The following is a 20,337-nucleotide window of genomic DNA, read 5'->3' as shown; positions in this document are numbered from 1 at the left end:
GCGTCGCAGCTCCTCAGCCTCGGACAGCAGCGATAGCGGCATGGGCCCGTTTGCCCGGATCCCGGCGCGTCTGGACGTCACACACCTCGAACCCCGCTTCGGCAAGTAACTGCCCCATCGCCCCGACGGACCAGTAGTACGCCGTGCTCACGGCATGCGGAAAAGGGGTCCCGGGAGGTCCATCGAAGAATCCGAGGAGGATCTGCCCGCCGCGGACCAGGGCACGGCTCATCTCCTCGAGCACCAAAGCCAGCTCGTCGGGTGGAACGTGAATGAGTGAATACCAAGCCAGCACGCCGTGCAGCGAGCCATCGGGTACACCCATCTGGCGGAACGAGGCGACCCGAAAAGGCACATCGGGAAAGCGTAGACATGCGCTGTCAATGAATGCGGGGACAAAATCGATCCCCTCAGCCGCTACGCCGCGCCGGCGGAGGAAGTCGGTCCACTGGCCGGGTCCGCACCCGGCGTCCACTACGGGGCCCTCAAGACCTGCCGCCCAGTCACCAATGTACTGCCGATCCAGCTCATGAGTGTCCCGGATAGACCCCAGCAGTCGGGTGTATTCGGCCGCCCGTGCCCCGTACGCCGATCGGGTGGCTTCATCCTCCATGCCCACGAGCCTAGCGGGCAACCGAGGGGGTGCCCCTAGCCGCTCCGAAACCGACACGACGACGTCGTCGCCGATGTCCTTGCCGATCTTTTTCCGCAGCTTGGCGCTGACCGAGAGCATGTGGCCTCCGGTGCCGGTGGGCATCAGGGCCGCGCGTACCGGTGCTTTGGGCGGACGTTTGAGGCTAGGCCAGCAATGCTGCCGTCCAAATTTTCTGATGGCGATGAGCATAATGGGTTGCTGCCCGCCAGTGCTCCCCGTGGCCCTGAAGGTACATGGATCCCCAAGGTTCGCGGCCCGTATTGTACGAAGACTGCAGCAGGTGGTGCATGGCTGCGGCACGCCGGTGCATTGTTTCCGGCAGCTGCTCCCGCAAGGACCGTTCTGCCTCGTACCCGTCAATGAACGCAACCAGATTTCCCGCCGCCTGCTCCGGTGCCAACGTCGCATCTGAGAGCGTAAACGCCTGGGCAGCATAGGCGAGATCCCATAGTCGTGTGCTGGGTGCGGCGGCATCCCAGTCAATGAACACCCAGCGCTCCCCGATAAGGAGGTTCCAAGGAGCCAGATCGTTATGGCAGACAAGGTCGTTTCCGGGGGCCGGGATGGCACCTGCCCATTTCGCATCCTGGGAGGGTACGAACGTCTCACTCGCATCATGGATGGCGCGGACCACTGCTCCCACGCGACGAAGTTCCGCATCCGTGAGCGGAGGCGATTCGAGGGCAAGCCGTCCGGGTATGAATTCGGTGATTTGCCGGTCCAGCTCATCCCTGCCCAGGACCGCGGGGACGTCGACGCCGGCCTCCCGGACTGCGGTCATGAATTCGTGAACGTGTGGCGTTGATTCGGTCCACGGCTTTCGGACCGTATGCCCAATCCGCACGACGGTGTCGGCAACGTTGCCGCCTTCGAGTAGTTGCTCCCCATCCATCACCCGATGCTAGCCGTCACCCTCAAGGATCGGGGAATGCCCTGGAGGCACAGCTTTCAGCAGCCTGCGCTTGGCAGGGACATTGCCCTGCGCCGCACGTATTCCAGGCGTTCGGGGAATCCCTTCGGAAGCTCGGCGGGCAATTCGCTGATCGGGAACCAGCGGACGGCCTCGCTCTCATCGCTCACAGTGGTTGCGGCATCCGGACTAACGACCGCTGCGAACCCCACGTCCCAATGTGCTGAGCAGGAGAAACCGCCCTGGAGGTCGTGCCGGTCCAGATCCATGATTGCCGGGGAAAGCAGGGCAAGGTCGCCCAGTCCGGATTCCTCACGGGCCTCCCGTTGGGCGGTTTCCGCCACCGATACGTCCTCCGGTTCGATATGTCCGCCGAACTGCACCCAGAACCGGCCTTTCCGGTGGAAACACAGGAGAACGTGATCGAATCCTGGCGAAAAGACGAAGCAGGACCCGGTGACATGTTCCGTGCCCCCGTCCTTGCGCAGCCCGGCTGTTCCCGCTGCATTCAGGAAGCGCAGATATGCTTCTTTCGGTTTTGAATCGGGAAGTGTCCGCAGACCGGTCAGCAAATCTTCGAAGGGCATACTGTCATTTTGCCGGATGCTTCAGGATGAAAATGCCGTCGGGGCCGGTGCGGGGGTGAAGCTCACCGGGTTGGTTGTACACGCTGACTGACCACCCTGAGTCCTTATCGAAAGCGCCGAGGTGCCAATCCGAAAACCTGTGTAGCAACGCCAACCCTGCGAAATCCGCTGCCGCGTCCAGGGACTTCGGTCCGCCACGTGTCTCGACGGTAGTACCAACGATAAACAGGCCACCCTCGATCAACAGCCCGCGGACTATCCCGAAAGCGTCCTGCAGAGCCTCGTCGGAAAGGAATGCCGGCACGTTTCCGCACATGGAAACGAGTTCAAATAGGTCCGGAAGACCTTCACTACGCAGGCGGTCACCCGTAAGTTCCTCCACGCCGAGTTGCCGGTACCAACCAGCATCGAACATGTCAGCGGCGACATCCAGAACGGCGGCGGCCGGATCGATGCCGTACGCCTGATGCCCGCTGTGACGGAGCGCATTAACAGCCGAGCCGATGCCGCACCCAATATCGAGAATCCGGCTTTTGCGGGCGGCAAGCATGTCAATAAACCGTGCGTCGACCTCGAGGTCTATTCCGTTGTCCATGAGCCGGCGCATCTTTTGTGCGTAGGCGTCCATGTCGGCACTTGGGATCATGACCATCAGACTAATCGTCGGTGCGGAGTGCTCGAGCTTAGCCCTGCGACTCAAACCGCCCGAGCACCCGGCAGCGGCGGTGCCATGGACTGATAGGTGTGTCCGGTGGGCGTGGTGATTCTGACTGTGTGCCGGCCGGTCTTCCCGGTGTGTTCAGCCCGCCAGCCCGGTGCTTCCTTCGCCTGATTGCAGGCTTCGCACAGACCCTGCAGGTTTCCGGCATCAGTAGTCCCGCCGGTCCGGTGCGGCTGGATGTGGTCACAGTGCCGAATCGGGGCATTGCACCAGGGTGTCCGACAGATTTGATCCCGCACGGAAATGAACCTCGCCATGGATTCAGGAACGAACCGCGCCTTGGAATCCATGCCAATGAGTTCGCCGGATACCGGTGCCGTATAGAGGCGTCGGAGCCAAAGATCCGGAGAAACGGATCCGCCGTTTGTAGCCGCCGGACTTTCGCATTCGGCATCGGCATCGGCATCGGCATCGGACGTCGGACCGCATCCCGCGTTTCCGTTTCCGCTTCCGCTTCCGGTCGACGTTCCGGTCGACGTTCCGCTTCCGTTTCCGGGCACTTCGTTGCCGCCGCTTCGGGTTTTCCGCACCGCGTCTCGTGCCCACATGGCCGGTACCACGCCGTATCCCTGAAGGTAGGCCGGCTCATCCGAACCGGCAAGCAGCGTACGGTCCGTCATCACCAGCTGGACCTCCAGCGGCACACGGTCTGCCTGGCTCAGACCGGTGACCCTTTGAACCAGCGTGTCAGCCATGATCTGGCCCCGCCCCCGCTCATCGCCGCGGGACCGGAGAGAATCCGCTTCACGGCTGAGGGCCGCAAAGACGGCGACGCCCTGAGCCACCGGCAGCAGTCCGGTCAGATAAGTCATCGTGTCCGGAGCCGGGCGGCAGGAAACATAGCGGTCCGCCGCGGCCTTGGCGGCCCGCCGGACCAGGGCCTCCTGATCAATGCGCTGGGTGATCCTGCGGATGCGCCCGATGAGCCGGCCGTCGCCCAGGCCCTCCAGCCCTGCCGGATCGCCGGCAACCTCCCGGTCCACCAGCCTGCGGTCTTCCACGGAAAGGCACGCGGTCTCCCGCACCAACAGCGTGGCCCGCCATTCACTGATCCGGCCTTCCGACAAAGCCCGCAACGTACATGGCATCTCCGTATCCAGGGCCTTGGCAAAGCCCAGGATCCGGTTTCCCCGGGCAGGAGATTCCCGCCTGGCCAGGGCAACCTGAGCTGCCACTCCCCTGCCCTGGTGTTCCCGCGGGAGCCCGGCCCGCGCATGGGCACGCCGGACCGAAATATCCAAGGCTGCAGCCGCCCTGGCCTGTGCCGCACTGGCTGCAGCCTTTAGCTCCTCCAACACGCGCAGACGGTCGACCAGCCCGGCATCCGGATCCCCGGCCACGGCAGCGAGGGATGCGCCGGAAGAAAGTCGGAGAATCCACCCTTGGACGGTGTCCACCGATACCGCCGCCGGACCTTCGGAACCACCATCGGTGTTAGTGAACGGCACGGGTGACGCCACTCCAATTTTCTTCCCGGATGCGCGGGCCGGTGCGCAAAGGCACTCGGGCGCTTCCGTGGTGCCGGGCGCTCCCGGAACGCCTCCCAACGTTTCCAGCCGGCTGCCGGTCACCTCTCCGGTACGCACTCCATATTCGAACATGTATACGATTTTAGAAATGCGGCAGCACCACCGGACCGCAGGTCTCTTCCCGGTGGGTAGGTCATGGCCGTCGTGGGCATGTGGAGGACGGGTCCTCACGCCACGCGCTCTCCCGGTCCCCGGTCCCCGGCCCCCGGTCCCCGGCCCTACTCCCCCACCCGTTCCTGCGTCACCAGCCACTCGTGCGCCCCGGCGCCGGCGGCGCCCAGCGACTCGACGACGGAAACAGTCCGCGCCCGCACAGCTTCCCGCTGAGCGGCGGGGGCGCACTCCCCCTGCGGCAGGTCGGCGGCCACGGAACACCAGCGGTACGGATCGCGCACAATCACCGACGGCGCCCAGGCAAGGTCACTCACGGACCACGCCCCGGCGTCGTCGCGGGCGAACTGGGCACGGACGATCAGGCCCTCGTTATTCACGTCGTACCAGGGCGAAAGCTCGGTCACGGCGTTTCCCAGCCCGTACACAATCCAGGTCCCGTTGTAGTTCTCGATCGGCAGCACCGAATGGGTGTGGTGCCCGTAAAGGAAGTCGAACTCGCCGCTGTCGGCCAGGGCATGCGCCGTCTCCACCTGCTGGGAATTGGGGGCGGACGCATACTCGTCACCGGCATGGATGGCACCCACCACGACGTCGGCACCGGCTTCCCGGGCAGCACGTGCCTTGGCGATCATCGTTTCGGCGTCCAGCAGGTCCACCTGCCAGGGGTACTCGGCTTCCAGCCCGTTGAGCCCGTAAGTCGCTTCGATAACGGCGGCCTTCCCGGCCGGCGCGGCCAGGATCATCGGTGTGCCGGCGTCGGCCTCGGCCGCATAGGAACCGGTGTGCGCCAGCCCCAGCGAATCCAGCACTCCCAGCGTCCGGTTCAGCCCGGCTGTCCCGGCGTCCACCGTGTGGTTGCTGGCCGTGGTGCATGCCTGGTAGCCGACGGCCGCCGCCGCCGTGAGGATCTGCGGCGGCACGTTGAACATGGGATAGCCGGCGTACGGCCCGTCCGGCTCGGCAACGGGTGTTTCCATGTGGCACACGGCCAGGTCAGCAGCCGCAATGTAGCCGCTCTGCCCTGCCAGTAGCGGTTCGAAGTCCAGCGGGCCCTTACCGGTTGCGGCCGCATCCGCCGCGGCCTGGTCCCACAGCTGCGGGTGGACCAGCAGGTCACCGGCCAGCATCAGCGAGAAGCAATCCGCCGTCGGGCATGCCGGTCCCTTGCCTGGATTGCCCGGATCGGCGGTTGGCGTAACAGGCGTAACAGCGGGCGACGACGGCGGCGCACCCGCCGGGCTTTCGCCCGCCTCCGGGCCGTCCCGCTCCGGAGTACAGCCACCCAGCACCAGCGCCAGCAGCAACAACCCAGTCGCTGCTGAACGCGCCGGCACACGCCTGTCCATTTTGCTCTCCATGAACTCCCCCACGGAATCTGCCCCCAGGCCTGCGTCTGCGGGCAGCGGGGAATCGTGCTGATCCTACGGCAGAGTCACATTGGTTCGGACCAGCACGGTGTGCCAGTCTTGGGGCTTATGGACAACCCTTTCCTTCCGCCCAGCACCCTCCCGTACCAATTGCCTCCGTTTGGGGACATCACCGAGGATGCTTTCCTGCCGGCCTTCGACGCCGGGATCCGCGAACATGCGGCGCAGATCGAGGCCATTGCCGGCAATCCCGACACCCCCGACTTTGCCAACACCATTGCCGCACTGGAGACGTCCGGGGAGGCGCTGGGGCGCACCGCCGTCGTGTTCTTTACCCTCTGCGCCGCCCACGCCACCGACGGCGTACAGCGGATCCAGCAGGAGATCAGTCCCCGGCTGGCCGCCCACGAGGACGCCGTCTACCTGAACCGGCAGCTCTTTGACCGGGTTGAAGCCGTTGCGGAGCAGGCAGATGTGCTCGACGACGAACAGACACGCCTGGTCTCCGAGTACCGCCGCCGCTTCATCCGGGCCGGCGCGCAGCTCGACGACGCCGGACAGAACCGGATGCGGGAACTGAACGCCCGCCTCTCGGAGCTGTCCACGGAGTTCTCCCAGCGGCTGCTCAAGGACACCAACGATTCCGCGCTGGTGGTGGACACAGCCGCCGAACTGGACGGACTCTCCGACGACGACATTGCCGCCGCTGCCGCCGCAGCCACCGAGGCGGGCCACGACGGCAAGTACCTGCTGTCGCTGGTGCTGCCCACCCCGCAGCCGGCCCTCTCCTCACTCACCCGCCGGGACACCCGCCGCCGCCTGCACGAGGCCTCGCTTCAGCGCGGCTTCCGGGACATCGGCAACAACACACTGTCCATCGCGGCGGAGATGGCCGCGCTGCGCGCCGAAAAGGCAGCCCTGCTGGGCTTCGCCTCACATGCGGAATACGCCACCGACGACCAGACGGCTCCGTCACTGTCCGCCATCCACGACATGCTGGACAAGCTGGCTCCGGCAGCAGTGCGCAACGCGAAAGCAGAGGCAGAGCAGCTGCGCGAGGCAGCCCGCCGGGACGGCCACGAGCTGGCCGCCTGGGACTGGGCGTACTACTCCGAGCAGGTGCGCCGGGAGAAGTTCGACGTCGACCTGGCCGCCCTGCGCCCCTACTTCGAGCTTGAGCGTGTCCTTACCGACGGTGTGTTCTACGCCGCCAACCGGCTCTACGGGCTGACCTTCACCGAGCGCACGGACCTGGCAGGCTACCACCCCGATGTCCGCGTCTGGGAAGTGAAAAACGAAGACGGCACGGGGCTCGGGCTTTTCCTGGGCGACTACTACACCCGGGACACCAAAAACGGCGGCGCCTGGATGAACTCCCTGGTGCACCAGTCACGGCTGCTGGATGAACCGCCGGTGGTCATCAACAACCTGAACATCCCGAAGCCGTCCGCCGGTGAACCCACCCTGCTGACCTTTGACCAGGTGGTGACCGCGTTCCACGAATTCGGCCACGCCCTGCACGGGTTGTTCTCGGACGTCACCTATCCGCAGTTCTCCGGCACCGCCGTGCCCCGGGACTTCGTGGAGTACCCCTCCCAAGTCAACGAAATGTGGATGCTCTGGCCCGAAGTGGTCACCAACTTCGCCCGGCACTACGCTACGGACGAGCCGCTGGACCAGAAGGTCATCGACAAGGTCCTGGCCGCGTCCGTCTGGGGTGAAGGCTTCTCCACCACGGAGTACCTGGGTGCCACCCTGCTGGACCTGGCCTGGCATGAACTGGCCCCCGGGGAAACCGTTGCCGACCCCGAAACCTTTGAGGCCCGTGCCCTGTCCGAGGCCGGGGTGGACCTGGAGCTGGTCCCGCCGCGGTACCGCACCGGCTACTTCAAGCACATTTTCGCCGGCGGCTACTCTGCGGCGTACTACGCCTACATCTGGAGCGAAGTACTGGACGCGGACACCGTGGAGTGGTTCAAGGAAAACGGCGGACTGACCCGGGAGAACGGCGAGAGGTTCCGCACCGTGCTGCTCGCGAAGGGAAACAGCATCGATCCGCTGCAGGCCTTCCGGAACTTCCGCGGCCGCGACGCTGAAATCCAGCCGCTGCTGGAGCGGCGCGGTCTGGCCTAGCCCCCGGTGGGTCGATAGAAATGCGTAGGCGGGAACCGGATCCGGTTCCCGCCTACTCTTTCTTACACCGGACGTTTTCTTACACCGGACGACGCCGGGTGCGAGTTACCAGCCGCGTTCAGCCAGGCGGTGGGGCTGGGCAAGTTCGTCTACATTGATCCCCACCATGGCTTCGCCCAGACCGCGTGAGGCCTTGGCGATTTCGTCGGGATCGTCGAAGAACGTGGTGGCACGGACAATAGCCGCTGCACGCTGTTCCGGGTTGCCGGACTTGAAGATACCGGATCCCACAAACACCCCGTCGGCGCCCAGTTGCATCATCATGGCGGCGTCGGCGGGCGTGGCGATTCCCCCGGCGGTGAAGAGCACCACGGGCAGCGTGCCGGCAGCGGCGACTTCCTTCACCAGTTCATAGGGTGCCGCGAGCTCCTTGGCCGCAACGTAAAGCTCATCCTCCGGCAGCGAGGAGAGCCGGGCGATTTCGGAGCGGATGGCACGCATGTGCATGGTCGCATTGGAGACGTCGCCGGTGCCGGCCTCGCCCTTGGAGCGGATCATGGCAGCACCCTCGTTGATGCGCCGGAGCGCCTCGCCCAGATTGGTGGCACCGCAGACAAAGGGAACCGTGAACTTCCACTTGTCGATGTGGTTGGCATAGTCGGCCGGGGTGAGCACCTCGGACTCGTCGATGTAGTCGACGCCCAGGGACTGCAGTACCTGGGCCTCCACAAAGTGTCCGATCCGGGCCTTGGCCATGACCGGGATGCTGACGGCGCTGATGATGCTGTCGATCATGTCCGGGTCACTCATCCGGGACACTCCGCCCTGGGCGCGGATATCGGCTGGAACGCGTTCCAGCGCCATCACCGCCACGGCGCCGGCATCTTCGGCGATACGGGCCTGTTCAGCTGTGACAACGTCCATGATGACGCCGCCCTTGAGCATTTCGGCCATACCCCGCTTGACGCGGGTGCTGCCGGTAAGGACGGAGGCCTGGGGCTGGCCGGCTTCGTTAGGCATTAGGTTCTCTTCACATAGAGGGAAGTACTCGGTCTACGGGATACGGTACGCGGCACACTGCGGGACCCCGCCGCCCGTGACTTTCCGTGACAGTCGTCCGGGCGCGGTTTGACGGCACGGAGCAGGATGTGATCCGCACCATGACCGACCCGGCACAAAAAATGTGCCGCGGCCAGTCCGGCCGCGGCACATTTAAGCGGTATTCGAAGCGGTTGTACGGGTCTCTCAGGCAGGATTGCCCAGCTTGGCCTGCCTGCGCACCGCGTGCATGCGCTGGCCGATGGTCACGCAGCTGGCCAGTGTCAGCAGGACCAGGACCACGAGCAGCAGCACCTCGGGGACGCCGAGGCCCACCAGGCCGGTGGCCACCAGCAGCGACACCAGCCGCTCGGCACGCTCGGCCACACCGACGTTTGCGTTGAAACCCAGGGACTCGGCCTTGGCCCGGATGTAGGAGACCAGCATGCCGACCACCAGGCAGAGCACGGCGGCAATGCCGATGGCGTCGTTCTCCCCGCCGGTGAAGAACCAGATGGCCACCCCGGCAAACAGGGCGCCGTCGGCAAAGCGGTCCAGGGTGGAGTCCAGGAATCCGCCCCAGCTGCCCTTGCGTTCCTGCTGGCGGGCCATGATGCCGTCAATCACGTCCGAGAAGATGAACACCGTGATGAAGATCGTGCCCCAGAACAGCTCCCCCAGCGGGTAGAAGACCAGGCCGCCGATCATCACGCCGAGCGTGCCGGCGATGGTGACCATATCCGGAGTGATCCGGTGCCGGAGCAGCCACGTGGCCAGCGGGGTGAAAACGGCAGTAAAGAACCCCCGTGCGTATTTGTTGAGCACGTGTCAGTCCTCGCTGTTCTGGCCGGAGCCGTCTTCGGGCCACGCGTCTGCCACTTGGCGGCGCACCTCGCCCAGGGTCTGGGTGATGGCCTTGGTCTGGGCAATGATCGGCAGGAAGTTTCCGTCCCCGCCCCACCGGGGCACAATGTGCTGGTGCAGGTGGGCGGCGATGCCGGCACCGCCGGTTTCGCCCTGGTTCATGCCCAGGTTGAACCCGCTGGGGCCGGAAACCTTCCGCAGTACGCGCATGGCGGTCTGCGTCAGGTGCGCGATTTCGGCGGTCTCCTCCGGGTCGATGTCCGTGTAGTCCGGCACATGCCGGTACGGGCAGACCAACAGGTGCCCGGCGTTGTACGGGAACAGGTTCAGGATGACAAAGGCGTGCTTCCCGCGGTGGACAATCAGTGACTCCTCGTCCGTCCGCCCGGGGGCGGCGCAGAACGGGCAGGTCTCCTCCGAGGACACCTGCTTCTGCCCGCCCTTGATGTAGGCGAGGCGGTGCGGGGTCCAGAGCCGCTGGAACGCGTCGGGGACACCGGCGAGTTCAAACGTGTCCGTTATTTCCGTATCGTCTGGTTCTGCCATGGTGTCCCCGCCGCCCTACTTGTCCCGGTTCCGGACGGCTTCGACAATCCGCTTGACGGCCTCGTCAACGGGCACGCCGTTGTCCTGGCTGCCGTCGCGGAAGCGGAAGGAGACGGCCCCGGCCTCGGCGTCATCGCCGCCGGCGATCAGCACAAACGGGATCTTGTCCTTGGAGGCAGTGCGGATCTTCTTCGGGAAGCGGTCCGTACCGGTGTCCACCTGCGCGCGGATGCCGTGCGCCTTGAGCTTGTCGACGACGTCGAACATGTAGTCGTTGAACGCTTCGGCCACGGGAATGCCGACCACCTGCACCGGTGCCAGCCAGGCCGGGAACGCGCCGGCGTAGTGCTCGGTCAGCACACCCATAAAGCGTTCCACGGAACCGAACAGGGCCCGGTGGATCATCACGGGACGCTGGCGGCTGCCGTCGGCGGCCTGGTATTCCAGTTCGAAGCGCTCGGGCAGGTTGAAGTCCAGCTGGATGGTGGACATCTGCCAGGTGCGGCCGATGGCGTCGCGGGCCTGGACGGAGATCTTCGGGCCGTAGAACGCGGCACCGGCGGGGTCCGGGACCAGGTCCAGGCCGGAGGCTTCGGCCACCTCGGCGAGGGTGCGGGTGGCTTCCTCCCACACCTCGTCGGAGCCGACGTACTTCTCCGGATCCTTGGTGGACAGTTCCAGGTAGAAATCGTCCAGCCCGTAGTCCTTGAGCAGGTCCAGCACGAAGTTCAGCGTGTTGGTCAGTTCGTCCTTCATCTGCTCGCGGGTGCAGTAGATGTGGGCGTCGTCCTGGGTCATGCCCCGCACGCGCGTCAGGCCGTGGATCACGCCGGACTTCTCGTAGCGGTACACGGAACCGAATTCGAACAGCCGCAGCGGCAGTTCACGGTAGGACCGTCCGCGGGAGCGGAAGATCAGGTTGTGCATGGGGCAGTTCATCGGCTTCAGGTAGTAGTCCTGGCCGGGCTTGGTGACCTCGCCGGTTTCCGGGTCGGTGACCTCGTCCACATGCATGGGAGGGAACATGCCGTCCCGGTACCAGTCCAGGTGGCCGGACACCTCGTACAGGTGGCCCTTGGTGATGTGCGGGGTGTAAACGAACTCGTAGCCGGCTTCGGTGTGCCGCTGGCGGGAGTAGTCCTCCATGGCCTTGCGGATGATGCCGCCCTTGGGGTGGAACACCGGCAGGCCGGAGCCCAGCTCATCCGGGAAGGAGAACAGGTCCAGTTCGGTGCCCAGCTTGCGGTGGTCGCGGCGCTCGGCTTCGGCCAGGCGTTCCTGGTAGGCCTTCAGGGCGTCCTTGGTGGGCCAGGCCGTGCCGTAGATGCGCTGCAGCTGCTGGTTTTTCTGGTTGCCCAGCCAGTAGGCGGCGGCGGAACGGGTCAGCGCGAAGGCGTTGGAAATCAGCTTGGTGTTGGGCAGGTGCGGGCCGCGGCAGAGGTCGCACCAGACGACGTCGCCGGACTTGCGGTCCACGTTGTCGTAAATGGTGATCTCGCCGGCACCCACCTCGATGCTGGCACCCTCACCGGCTTCGTCGGCGCCGTCCTTCTTGCCGAGCAGCTCCAGCTTGTACGGCTCGTTGGCCATGGCGGCACGGGCTTCGTCTTCGGTCACCACACGGCGGGCGAACTTCTGGTTCGAGTTGACGATCTTCTGCATCATCTTCTCGAGGGTCTTCAGGTCTTCGGGGGTGAACGGCTCGGCGACGTCGAAGTCGAAGTAGAAGCCGTCCTTGATGTACGGGCCGATGCCCAGCTTGGCGTCGGGGCGCAGCTGCTGCACGGCCTGGGCCATCACGTGCGCGGTGGAGTGGCGCAGGACGTTCAGGCCGTCCTCGGAGTCGATGGTCACGGCTTCGACCACGTCGCCCTGGTCGAGCGGGGTGTCCAGGTCCTTGAGGACCGAGTTCACGCGCATCACCACAACGTCACGGCGTTCGAAGAAAAGCTGCGCACCGGTGGTGCCAGTATCCACCGTGGTCTCTTCGCCGTCGACGATGAGGGTGAACTTCTCTGGCACTGACACGGTTGTCTCCTAGATTTCGTTGTACGGGGTCTGCGGCACGGCCTGGAGGCGGCCGGCTCCTTCTACGCCCCTACCGATGTTATCCGCTGCGCTTGTGCCCCACCAACATGCCGCGCTGGGAGCCCGGCTGCGGAAGCGAGCCGGTGTCCGCCAGATTCCAGGCTTCAAGGGCCTGCAGGCTGATGCCGCGGGCACCCGTGCGGCGGGTCAGTCCGCGGATCAGCAGCAGTTCCGTGCCGAAGAGCAGAGGGCCGGCCTTTTCCTGCGCCTCGTGGAAGAAGGTGCAGTCCACGCAGCCGGTGCCGTCGTCAATGCTGATGAACACCACACGGCGGCCGCCGCGCATGGGCGGGGTTTGCGTGGCCACACGGATCCCGGCCACCAGCACCTCGGTGCCGTTGCGCAGGTCCATCAGTGCCTCTGCCGGCGTGACGCCCAGCCCGCGCAGCAGCGGGGCATAGCTTTCCATCAGGTGCGCGCTGACATCCACGGACAGCAGGTCCAGTTCGGTGCGGATTTTCTCCCGCAGGCCCGGTTCGGGCAGTTCGTGATGCAGGTTCTTCAGTTCGGTGTCCCCCAGCGGCAGGGCCAGCTGCCCCGGGATGGGATCGTGCCTGCGCGTCCCGGGCCTGGCCGGAGCGGAGTCGAGGTAGGAAATGAGGTCCGCCCGGCTGCCCGCGGATCCGGTCTGCCGGCTGAGTGAATCAAAGGCGCCGAGCTGGGCCAGCCGGCGCAGCGTGGGCCGGGAGACCCGGGCCCGGGCACGCAGATCGGCCAGCGAGTCATAGGGCTGGCCGGCGGCAATGCGCCGGAGCTCGACGGCGGAGAGGCCGTAGATGCCGGCCAGGGACAGCCGGATGCCGAGCGTGCCCTCGTCGGTCCGCTCCACCCGGTACTGCTCACCGCTGCGGTTGATGTCCAGGGGCAGGATGGGGATGCCCATCCTGCGGGCTTCGGCAACCAGCAGGCGGCGTGGGTACATTCCGGGATCATGCTCGAAGATCCCGGCGAGGAAGGCGGCAGGGTGGTGCGCCTTCAGCCAGGCGGACTGGTAGGTGGGCACGGCAAACGCGGCCCCGTGCGCCTTGCAGAAACCGAAGCTGCCGAAGGCCTTAAGCGTGTCCCAGACCTTATTGATGGTCTCCGGGGTGTAGCCGTGTTCCGCGGACTTGCTGCGGAAGTATTCCTCCACCCCCGGCTCTGCGGCTTCGTTGCCCAGCAGCCGGCGCAGCTCGTCCGCCTTGGCCAGGCCGCAGCCGGTGAAGACGTTCAGGGTCCGCAGCACCTGCTCGTGGAAGACAGTCACACCGTGGGTTTCGGCCAGCACCGGGCGCAGCGCCTCGTGCGGGTACACCTCGGGTGAGAAACCGTGCCGGTGCTCCAGGAACGGCCGGACCATGTCGGATTTCATGGGACCGGGCCGGAACAGGGAAATGTCGATGATCAGGTCATTGAATTCACGCGGGGCGAGTTTGCCCACCAGCTCGCGCTGGCCCGGGGACTCGATCTGGAAGCAGCCGAGGGTGTGCGTGCTGCGGATCAGCTCATAGGTGGGTTCGTCGTCGAACGGCACGGCGTCCAGGTTGATCCGGCCGTCCGGCTCAATGAACTCCGGATCCTCCCCGTGCCCGCCGGCGGCAATGACTTCTTCCCGGGAGGAATGCACCCGCACCACCTCGCGCACGGCAAAGGCCATGGCGCTTTGCATCCGCACCCCCAGGACATCGAGCTTGAGCATACCCATGGGATCCATGTCGTGCTTGTCGAACTGGGACATGGGCAGGCCCAGCCCGCTGGGTTGCACCGGGGTACGGTCCAGCAGGGACTTGTCCCCCAGGATCACCCCGCACGGATGCATGGAAATGTGCCGGGGCAGGCGGTCCAGCCGCTCGGTAAGGTCCACCAGCAGGTCCAGCTGTTTGCTGTTTTCCACCTGGCCGGAGAAATCCCGCAGTTCCGGTTTTTCGGCGAGCGCCTCACGGAAGTTGCGCGCCGAGAAGCGCCACAGCTGCTTGGCCACGGCTCCGATGTCCTCTTCTGCCATCCCCAGGGCCAGTCCGGCGTCGCGCACTGCTCCCCGTGCCCGGTAACCGTTCTGCATGCTCATCAGCGTCACGCGTTCCGCGCCGAAGCGTTCGAAGATGCGGTGATAGACGTTGTGCCGTTCGGCGCTTTCCACATCGATGTCGATGTCCGGCAAGGTGGAGCGGTCCCGGGAGAGGAAGCGCTCAAAGATCAGGTCATGGTCCAACGGGTTTACGTGGCTTACTCCCAACAGGTAGTTCACCAGCGAAGAGGCGCCCGAACCGCGGGCAGCCGCGCGTACCCCCATTCCCGTGATCATGTCCGAGACTTCCGCCACCGTGAGGAAGTAGGAGGCGAAGCCCAGCCGTTCGATGATGCCCAGTTCGTGTTCGAGCCGGTTGCGCATCTGGACTTCGGCTATCGAGTCCCGTGACCGCAGGCGACGGGTAATCCCCGCCTCACAGCGCAGGCGCAGCTCCGCCATGGGCTCGGCGCTGATACCGATCACCGAGGCTTCCGGGACTACGGGCTGTTTCCAGCCCAGGTCCGCCACGGGGTCAGCCCGGCAGGTATCCGCGAGCGCCGCAGTATCGGCAAGCATCCGTACCGCCCCGGAGGAGCCGTAGCCGGCTTCCGAGCTGATCTCCTTCGCCAGGGCCGTCATGTCCCGTGCGCTCTTGAGCCAGCCCTGCCCGTTGGGCTGCCGGTCCGGGAGCCGGGCGAGCGAGGTCAGCGAGCGCGCGGCGTCGAGCACGTCGGCCGTGGCCGCGCCGTCTTCGTCCACATACCGCACGGCATTGGTCAGGATGGCGGGGACGCGCATCTCATCGGCCAGGCGGAACATCCGCACCGCGTGGGCGAGGCTGAGGTTCTCCCCCGGCGGGGCAAGGTGCGTCACTACCTCGACGGCGAGCGCCCCTGCCGGAACCACCGAGCGCCAGCGGGCGAACAGCGTACGGGCCACCGCATAGCTGCGGCTGCGCATGGCCTGCCCGACGTCGGACTGCGGGCCTATCAGGATGGTGAGCACGGGCGCACCCTCCCTGTGTGGCGTCCCGTCTTCCGCCACCGTTCCCTGCGCATAGGCGGCAAGCTGCTCCATGGTCACGCCCACGGGTTTGCCCGTGCGGGCCCGTGAGGCGGAGGTGGAGTCATGCGCGGCAGAGATCAGCCGGCACAGTGCACGGTAGCCGGCGCCGGCGTTGCGGCCGTGGGCAAGGATGACCACCCGCCCGGTCACGGCGTTCCCGCTGTCCAGGACGGCGAGGTCCACCCCCACGATGGGATCGATTCCTGCCTCCATGCAGGCGCGCAGGTGCTTGACCGTTCCGTACAGCCCGTCCCGGTCAGTGCAGGCGAGGGCATCTGCGCCGTCCGCGGCAGCGGCTGCGGCCATCTCCTCGGGCCAGGAGACTCCGTAGTGGGCGCTGAAGGCTGTGGCTGCGTGCAGGTGGATAAAGCTCATCGGTTGGGCACTGTCCCCTCAGGCACTGGGCCTCAGCGCGTCATGGATGCGGATCAGGCGCCAGCGGTCGGTGTTCACATGATGCGAGAGGTCCAGGGTGCGCAGCTCGGAGCGGTCACTGACACGGGCCTGAACCCGCCAGATCTCGGTATCCACCAGCCCTGCACCGTGGCCGCGTTCGGCCCGGGTTTCCTCTTCCCACCAGTTGCGGCGTTCATACCAGCGCACTGGATCGGCGCCCACCTTGTAGGTATGCCCGCCCCACACCAGCCGCAGGGGCTTGCCCGCCGGCGAGCACACCACCTCTATTGCTTCGCTGAAGACACCCATTCAGCTTCCCTCCCCGCCTGGTACGCGTGCACACCGCACGCCGCCCCGCCCTGACCGGCGTTCCACCGGTTATCGATTGGCAACTAATTCGAACATATATTCGAACGCTCTTCTTTTCAGTGTACGGCCGACGGCTGACAATGGGCACCACTTGGCGGGAGATGGGAGCAGATCGAGGCAAGCACACTGGGGAGGCGCGAGGCGAAACAGCGTTCCGTAGGGCACACTGTTGCCACGCCACCCATCTAAGGAGCCACCCATGGAGCCCGAAACGTACGGTCCGCCAAATGCAGCGCCCTCCGGACCGCTGGCCACTCCCCAAGCCATGCCGATGCCGTATGTGAACCCGTACGCCGGCCCGGGCCAACAAACGGGACAACAAGCGGGCCAGCCGGGTCACATGCAAATGGGCCAGCCGGTTTCATTCCCCACCGCCGGTGCCGTCTATCCGGGCTATCTGCCTCCGGAGCAGTTCCCTTCGAAACCCGCTCCGCAACGCTTCAGCGTGGCGGCAATCACGGGAATGGTCATTGTGACTATCATCTGGGCCCTTGCCCTGTGGCCGCTCCTCGCCTGGCTCCTTGCCGGCGGCGTCCAGGGAGTAGGATTCCTGGACGCGATACCGGTCCTGGGATTCATCGCCCTGATCGGATCGGTTGGCGGCTTCATAGCCGCGCTGGCGAACGGGCACAAAAAGCTGGCGGCCCGGTTGTACATCATCCCCTGTCTGGTGTGGCTGGGCTGCGTCATGGCGTCGATTGCGCTGCTCTTCTTCCTTCTCCTCGGCTTCTCGGGCTAGGCCTTCCTACACTTCCTCTTCGGCTTCCGCCCGGACCGAGGTGGACAGCGGAACCTCTTTGATGAACAGGCACAGCACCAGGGCCACGGCCACAATGGGCACGCTGAGCAGGAAGATAGGCGGCAGGGCGTGTCCGAAGGCGGAGGCGATGAAGTCCTGCGCCGGTGCGGGCAGGCCGCGCAGCATGGCCGGGCTCAGGGAATTGATGTCCCCTCCCACGGCTGACCCGGCTCCCACCGGCGCCGCCATCTCGTTGTCCAGCCGGTGGATGAAGATGGAGCCGAACAGGGCAATACCGAACGAGGCGCCGATCTGGCGGAAATAGTTGGCCGCGGAGATGGCCGCCCCCATGTCCCGCCCGGGCACGCTGTTCTGCACAATCAGCACCAGGTTCTGCATCAGCATCCCCAGCCCGAGGCCCATCACCAGCATGCCAAGGGCAGTGAACCCATACGGCGTCGTGTCCGAGATCCGTGAGAGCAGCACGAGCCCGGCGATGATCACCGCGCAGCCCAGCACCGGATAGATCTTGTATCTGCCCGTACGGGAAATCAGCTGCCCGGTGCCGATCGAGGTCAGCAGCAGCCCGCCCATCATCGGCAGCATCATCAGGCCCGATTGCGTGGCCGTGGCCCGGTTGACCATCTGCAGGAACGTGGGCAGATAGGAGATGGTGGAGAACATTGCTATGCCGACGGCGATGCCCACCAGGACGGGCAGCAGGAAGTTCCGGCCGCGGAACAGCCCCAGCGGCAGGATGGGTTCCGCAGCGCGCTTCTCCGCCAGGACAAACGCCGTGCCCGCGGCCAGCGTCATTGCGGCCAGGGCGAGGATCTGCGGGCTGGACCAGGCGTACGTGGTGCCGGCCCAGGTGGTCAGCATGACCAGCGCCGCGCTCGCCACCGCCAGCAGCCCGGCGCCGGCGTAGTCCAGTTTCGGACGCCTGCCCCGGGGCTTGGGCAGGTGCAGCGAGGAAATGACGACGGCGAGCGCCACGGCCCCGATGGGCAGGTTGATGTAGAACACCCACCGCCAGGACCAGGCATCGGTGATCCAGCCGCCCAGCAGCGGGCCGCCCACGGAGGCGAGTCCGAAGGCTGCGCCGATCAGGCCCATGTACTTGCCGCGCTCCCGGGGAGAGACCAGGTCGCCCAGGACCGCCTGGGCCCCGATCATCAGCCCGCCGCCGCCAATGCCCTGCAGCGCCCGGAAGCCGATCAGCTGGCCCATGTTCTGTGCCAGCCCGGAAAGGACAGACCCGGCCAGGAACACTCCGATGGCGAAGATGAAGATGCTTTTGCGTCCGAACAGGTCCCCCAGCTTGCCGTAGATGGGCAGGCCTATGGTGGCAGCGAGGATGTACGCGGTCACCACCCAGGACAGATGCTCCAGACCGTTGAGGTCCCCCACGATAGTGGGCAGTGCCGTGGCCACGATGGTCTGGTCGAGCGCCGCCAGCAACACCGAGAGCAGCAGGCCCGTGAGGACCAGGGCTAGATTCCGCTTCGGCTCCGCGTCCTGGGCGGCCTCCCCGCGGTGCCTGGGCACCGCGGGCACGGGCCGGACCGGGGCCGCCGCAATACGCGGCGTCAGTGCTTTGTGGGACATAAAAGGACTACTTCCTTCGCTGGATTGCCGCCTACTCCGTCTCCGCCTTCAGATGGGCGGTTTTGGACAGCGGCTGCTGCACGATGAACAACGTGAGGACAAACGCCACCCCAAGGATGGGCACTCCCAGCAGGAAGATGGGCGGCAGCGCTTCGCCGAAGGCAGACTTGATGAAGTCCTGCGCGGGGGCGGGAAGCCGCCGGATCATCTCCGGGCTGATCGAGTTGGCACCGCCGGATGCAGGGTCCCCTGCCCCGGCGGGCGCGGAAGCCAACCGGTCATTGAGCCGGTGGATGAACAGCGAACCGAACACGGCAATGCCCAGTGACGCGCCGAGCTGCCGGAAGTAGTTGGCTGTGGACACCCCGGTGCCCATGTCATTAGGCGGGACGCTGTTCTGCACAATCAGCACCACGTTCTGCATCAGTGCCCCGATGCCCAGTCCCAGCACCAGCATGCCCACGGCAGTGAACGAGTACGGCGTCGTACTGGAAATCCGTGAGAGCAGGACCAGCCCGACAATCATGGTTGCCGAGCCCAGGATGGGGTAGATCTTGTATTTGCCGGTACGGGAGATCAGCTGCCCGGTTCCGATGGAGCTGATCAGCATGCCGGCCACCATGGGCAGCATCATCAGCCCGGAACGGGTGGGAGAGGCCCCGTTGACAATCTGCAGGAAGGTGGGCAGGTAGCCGATGGTGCCGAACATCGCCAGCCCCACGGCCACACCCACCAGGGTGCAGATCAGGAAGTTGCGGATGCGGAACAGCCGCAGCGGCAGCAGGGGTTCCTTTGCCCGCAGCTCCACGGGGATGAACAAGGCGACGGCGACGACTGCCACCGCGGCCAGCGTCAGGATGGTCGGGGAGGTCCACGCGTAGTTGTTGCCGCCCCAGCTGGTCAGGAGCACCAGGGCGGCGGTGCCGAGGGCCAGCAGCCCGGCCCCGGCATAGTCCAGCCGGATACCCGATGCACTGTTCCGCGGCAGGTGGAGCGCCGTGATGATGATGGCCAGGGCAATGATGCCGATGGGCAGGTTGATGTAGAACACCCACCGCCAGGACCAGGTATCCGTGAGGTATCCGCCCAGCAGCGGACCGCCCACCGAGGCGATGCCGTACGCCGCCCCGATCAGGCCCATGTACTTGCCGCGCTCCCGGGCGGAAACGATGTCGCCGATGATGGCCTGTGCACCGATCATCAGCCCGCCGCCGCCAACCCCTTGGATGGCGCGGTAGGTGATCAGCTCAGCCATGCTGTGCGACTGTCCGGACAGGGCGGAGCCGGCCAGGAACACCACAATGGCAAAGATGAAGATGTTCTTACGTCCCAGCAGGTCCCCGAGCTTGCCGTACATCGGCAGCCCGATAGTGGACGTCAGCAGATAGGCCGTGATCACCCAGGACAGGTGGTCCAGCCCGTGCAGGTCCCCCACAATGGTGGGCAGGGCCGTGGAGACGATGGTCTGGTCCAGGGCCGCCACCAGCACCGAGAGCATCAGGCCGGTGAAAACGACGGCGACGCGCCGGCTGGAGTGCGGCGGTGCCGGCTGCCGGCCGGAAACCGGGTCGGGGGCGGAGGGACCTGCCGTCGTCGCGCCCGGGTGCGCCGGGTGTGC

The 20,337-nt window shown here is 65.9% G+C and carries 16 protein-coding genes; 2 read left to right on the top strand and 14 right to left on the bottom strand.

Annotation, left to right across the window (positions count from 1 at the left end; genetic code table 11):
* Positions 1–13: 13 nt before the first annotated feature.
* The 6 genes from AC5RUF_RS04160 to AC5RUF_RS04135 all read right to left on the bottom strand — a co-directional run bounded on the left by AC5RUF_RS04160 (position 14) and on the right by AC5RUF_RS04135 (position 5,643).
* Positions 14–844, bottom strand: coding sequence for a methyltransferase domain-containing protein (locus AC5RUF_RS04160; RefSeq protein ID WP_494129814.1), 831 nt, complete (start codon positions 842–844; stop codon positions 14–16).
* Positions 798–1,547: a phosphotransferase gene (locus AC5RUF_RS04155; protein WP_494129813.1), complete on the bottom strand. Its 750-nt coding sequence runs from the start codon at positions 1,545–1,547 to the stop codon at positions 798–800. Before AC5RUF_RS04155 ends, AC5RUF_RS04160 begins: the two co-directional genes overlap by 47 nt.
* A 56-nt stretch (positions 1,548–1,603) precedes the next feature.
* Positions 1,604–2,152, bottom strand: coding sequence for an NUDIX hydrolase (locus tag AC5RUF_RS04150; protein WP_494129812.1), 549 nt, complete (start codon positions 2,150–2,152; stop codon positions 1,604–1,606).
* A gap of 4 nt (positions 2,153–2,156) precedes the next feature.
* A complete protein-coding gene (locus tag AC5RUF_RS04145) occupies positions 2,157–2,804 on the bottom strand; it encodes a class I SAM-dependent methyltransferase (protein WP_494129811.1) in 648 nt (215 codons plus the stop codon).
* A 44-nt stretch (positions 2,805–2,848) separates the two neighbouring features.
* Positions 2,849–4,321: an HNH endonuclease gene (locus tag AC5RUF_RS04140; protein ID WP_494129810.1), complete on the bottom strand. Its 1,473-nt coding sequence runs from the start codon at positions 4,319–4,321 to the stop codon at positions 2,849–2,851.
* Positions 4,322–4,620: 299 nt separating this feature from the next.
* Positions 4,621–5,643 (bottom strand): CapA family protein, encoded by a 1,023-nt coding sequence (locus AC5RUF_RS04135; RefSeq protein WP_494129809.1) that lies wholly within the window; start codon positions 5,641–5,643, stop codon positions 4,621–4,623.
* A 348-nt stretch (positions 5,644–5,991) separates the two neighbouring features.
* On the opposite strand from AC5RUF_RS04135, the gene AC5RUF_RS04130 reads away from it, so the two are divergent.
* Positions 5,992–8,016 (top strand): M3 family metallopeptidase, encoded by a 2,025-nt coding sequence (locus AC5RUF_RS04130; protein ID WP_494129808.1) that lies wholly within the window; start codon positions 5,992–5,994, stop codon positions 8,014–8,016.
* 105 nt (positions 8,017–8,121) lie between these two features.
* Here AC5RUF_RS04130 and pdxS read toward each other — a convergent pair whose 3' ends face one another.
* The 6 genes from pdxS to AC5RUF_RS04100 form a co-directional block, all read right to left on the bottom strand.
* Positions 8,122–9,036, bottom strand: coding sequence for a pyridoxal 5'-phosphate synthase lyase subunit PdxS (pdxS, locus tag AC5RUF_RS04125; protein ID WP_493996794.1), 915 nt, complete (start codon positions 9,034–9,036; stop codon positions 8,122–8,124).
* Positions 9,037–9,261: 225 nt separating this feature from the next.
* Entirely contained in the window at positions 9,262–9,879 is a 618-nt protein-coding gene (gene pgsA, locus AC5RUF_RS04120; RefSeq protein WP_493996793.1) for a phosphatidylinositol phosphate synthase, read from the bottom strand.
* Between the two features lie 3 nt (positions 9,880–9,882).
* Positions 9,883–10,464: an HIT family protein gene (locus AC5RUF_RS04115; RefSeq protein ID WP_494129807.1), complete on the bottom strand. Its 582-nt coding sequence runs from the start codon at positions 10,462–10,464 to the stop codon at positions 9,883–9,885.
* Between the two features lie 15 nt (positions 10,465–10,479).
* Complete coding sequence (thrS, locus tag AC5RUF_RS04110; protein ID WP_493996791.1) at positions 10,480–12,492, bottom strand: threonine--tRNA ligase; 2,013 nt, start codon at positions 12,490–12,492, stop codon at positions 10,480–10,482.
* 79 nt (positions 12,493–12,571) lie between these two features.
* Positions 12,572–15,982, bottom strand: a complete 3,411-nt coding sequence (locus AC5RUF_RS04105; RefSeq protein WP_494129806.1) for a DNA polymerase III subunit alpha — start codon at positions 15,980–15,982, stop codon at positions 12,572–12,574.
* Between the two features lie 18 nt (positions 15,983–16,000).
* On the bottom strand, positions 16,001–16,312 hold the full coding sequence (locus AC5RUF_RS04100; protein WP_494129805.1) for a DUF6504 family protein: 312 nt from the start codon (positions 16,310–16,312) through the stop codon (positions 16,001–16,003).
* Positions 16,313–16,835: 523 nt separating this feature from the next.
* On the opposite strand from AC5RUF_RS04100, the gene AC5RUF_RS04095 reads away from it, so the two are divergent.
* Complete coding sequence (locus AC5RUF_RS04095) at positions 16,836–17,111, top strand: hypothetical protein (RefSeq protein ID WP_494129804.1); 276 nt, start codon at positions 16,836–16,838, stop codon at positions 17,109–17,111.
* 6 nt (positions 17,112–17,117) lie between these two features.
* Here AC5RUF_RS04095 and AC5RUF_RS04090 read toward each other — a convergent pair whose 3' ends face one another.
* Positions 17,118–18,719: an MDR family MFS transporter gene (locus AC5RUF_RS04090; RefSeq protein ID WP_494129803.1), complete on the bottom strand. Its 1,602-nt coding sequence runs from the start codon at positions 18,717–18,719 to the stop codon at positions 17,118–17,120.
* A gap of 31 nt (positions 18,720–18,750) precedes the next feature.
* Positions 18,751–20,337, bottom strand: a 1,587-nt coding sequence (locus tag AC5RUF_RS04085) for an MDR family MFS transporter (RefSeq protein ID WP_494129802.1), incomplete at its 5' end; no start/stop codon positions are given.

Source organism: Arthrobacter sp. Y3224198 (assembly GCF_059090025.1).
This window is presented reverse-complemented; position numbering and strand designations above follow the sequence as displayed.